Origin of the sequence: uncultured Aurantimicrobium sp., from assembly GCF_936931525.1 — a bacterium.
In the GTDB taxonomy this organism is placed as follows: domain Bacteria; phylum Actinomycetota; class Actinomycetes; order Actinomycetales; family Microbacteriaceae; genus Aurantimicrobium.
Genome location: NZ_CAKZII010000025.1, coordinates 1 through 1,865, shown reverse-complemented (window position 1 = coordinate 1,865; position 1,865 = coordinate 1). Strand labels below are relative to the sequence as shown.

2 protein-coding genes are annotated in these 1,865 nt (G+C 49.5%); one reads left to right on the top strand and one right to left on the bottom strand.

Features of this window, described 5'->3' with window-relative positions:
* Nucleotides 1-119: 119 nt before the first annotated feature.
* Complete coding sequence (locus Q0362_RS01065; RefSeq protein ID WP_298118854.1) at nt 120-1,178, top strand: hypothetical protein; 1,059 nt, start codon at nt 120-122, stop codon at nt 1,176-1,178.
* Between the two features lie 126 nt (nt 1,179-1,304).
* Here Q0362_RS01065 and Q0362_RS01060 read toward each other — a convergent pair.
* A partial coding sequence (locus Q0362_RS01060) for a hypothetical protein (RefSeq protein WP_298118851.1) occupies nt 1,305-1,865 on the bottom strand: 561 nt, incomplete at its 5' end.

Here is a 1,865-nt window from a genome sequence, read left to right as displayed (position 1 = left end):
GGAATTCTGGGTGGAACAGTCATCTGGGTCATCGTCGGTGTTGCCGTCGCGTGGTTCTTCACTGCCTGGGCCCTGATCCTGAGCAGCACACAGAAATCAGCGGATAAGAATTGAGAGCCATGTCTGGAGTTCGACGGGCCATTCTTAGTGGAGTGAGTGCCCTGTTGGGGATATTGGCGATTGTGGCGATAGCTCTGGGGGCTTTAGCCACAAGTGCCCAGGCTTCCGGTGCTACTGAGCAGACAGTGCCCGCTTCATCCACTGTGTTTCCTGAGGGTGATCACGATGTAGTCATTGGGGCATACATAGATAACATTCAGTCGATAAATTTTGAAACCAGTAGTTTCACCGCAGATTTTTTTATCTGGATGCGGTGGACCAATCGGGATCTGCACCCCGATGAACACTTTGAGATTATGAACAGTTCAGATAGTTGGAGCACAACAATCGCTCCATTAGAGGTTGGCCCCATCGAACAGCCAGATGGAACTTTGTATCACTCGTTCCATTACCAAGGCGCATTCAATTTCAAGCCCAATCTGCAAGATTTCCCTTTCGGTGGCCAAAACCTTCCCATTGTTGTTGAAGGAACACTTAACGGGGAATACGGAATTAACTTCATTCCGGACAGCACTCCTTTAGTTGTAGACCCAGGGCTCACTTTGCCTGGCTACAAAATTGGTGAAACAACACTCACGACGAGTACGTTCACCTATGGCACAGACTTTGGTGAAGTGGGTGTGGGTAGCACGCAGGACTATTCGAGAACAGTTATTGATGTGCCAATTTCCAATCCCGTGTTGGCAAACATCGTGAAGTACTTCCTGCCCCTCTTTCTGATTGTCATTACGGCTAGCTTGGTATTCCTGATTCCTTCCACCATGGGTGAAGCACGCATTGCCCTCGGCATTACTGCGTTGCTCACGATGGTTGCGATGGAGGGCAGTAAAGCCAATGGGTTGCCCATCGTGGACTATCTCATGCTCATTGATGTGCTGTATATCTTGTCTTACCTCTTCATCGTGTTGACGATATTCCACAGCATTGCTCTGACCTGGGCGCACCGGAAACTTCCAGAGGGTATTGAAGCGAAAAACACCATGCGCTTTACCTGGATTTATCTTGCAGCTTATTTCGTAGTCACAGCTCTCACGATCCTTCTGTTTGTGCTGATCTAACGACCTAGGCTTCACAAGTCTGGAGTGCATCCAGAGTGCAGGCTCCATGCCAATTCACGCTCATGCTTAGCCTTGACAAGGCTGGTGAAGGGAGGTTGTTGCTCTCTCCACCACAATGTTTGAGAACTAGTTGGTCTGGAGTGCATTGAGCATAAACAATGCCACGGTATCGAACCAAATTTCATTCAATGCAATGACAGCCCCATCCCCAGCACGCCCTCGTGCAGTTAATGTCGTGAAAGCTTCCAAGCCCCATGCGGTGGACCACGTGGCAAAACCAGGTTGGAGACCTTTATCGAATATCAGGGATGCTTGCGAGGTCACAATGTCAGCTCCGGTGTTCAAACTAGAGAGCACCATCTCAGGTTGTTGAATGCTGGGAGACTCATTCAATCCCAGTGATTCAATGCCAATAGCTTGTGCAGAAGAGACAAGCAGACTAGTCGTGGCGTAGTAGCTCAATGCTGTTGAAGCATTGGCCGTATCGCGGGCGGCGGAAGTTCCAGATGTAGTGATTGTTGAGCACTCTGCCGAGAGTGCACTAATAACTGGAAGAAGGCTTCCTGCCGGCATGGATTGAAGGTCGGAAGGCTGAATCCCAAAAGCGCCTGAGATGTAGTTTTCGTTTTGTTGACCAGCTTCAATCAAGAAATCGGTATAACCGGCAAGGTGCGTCATGACTGGCTC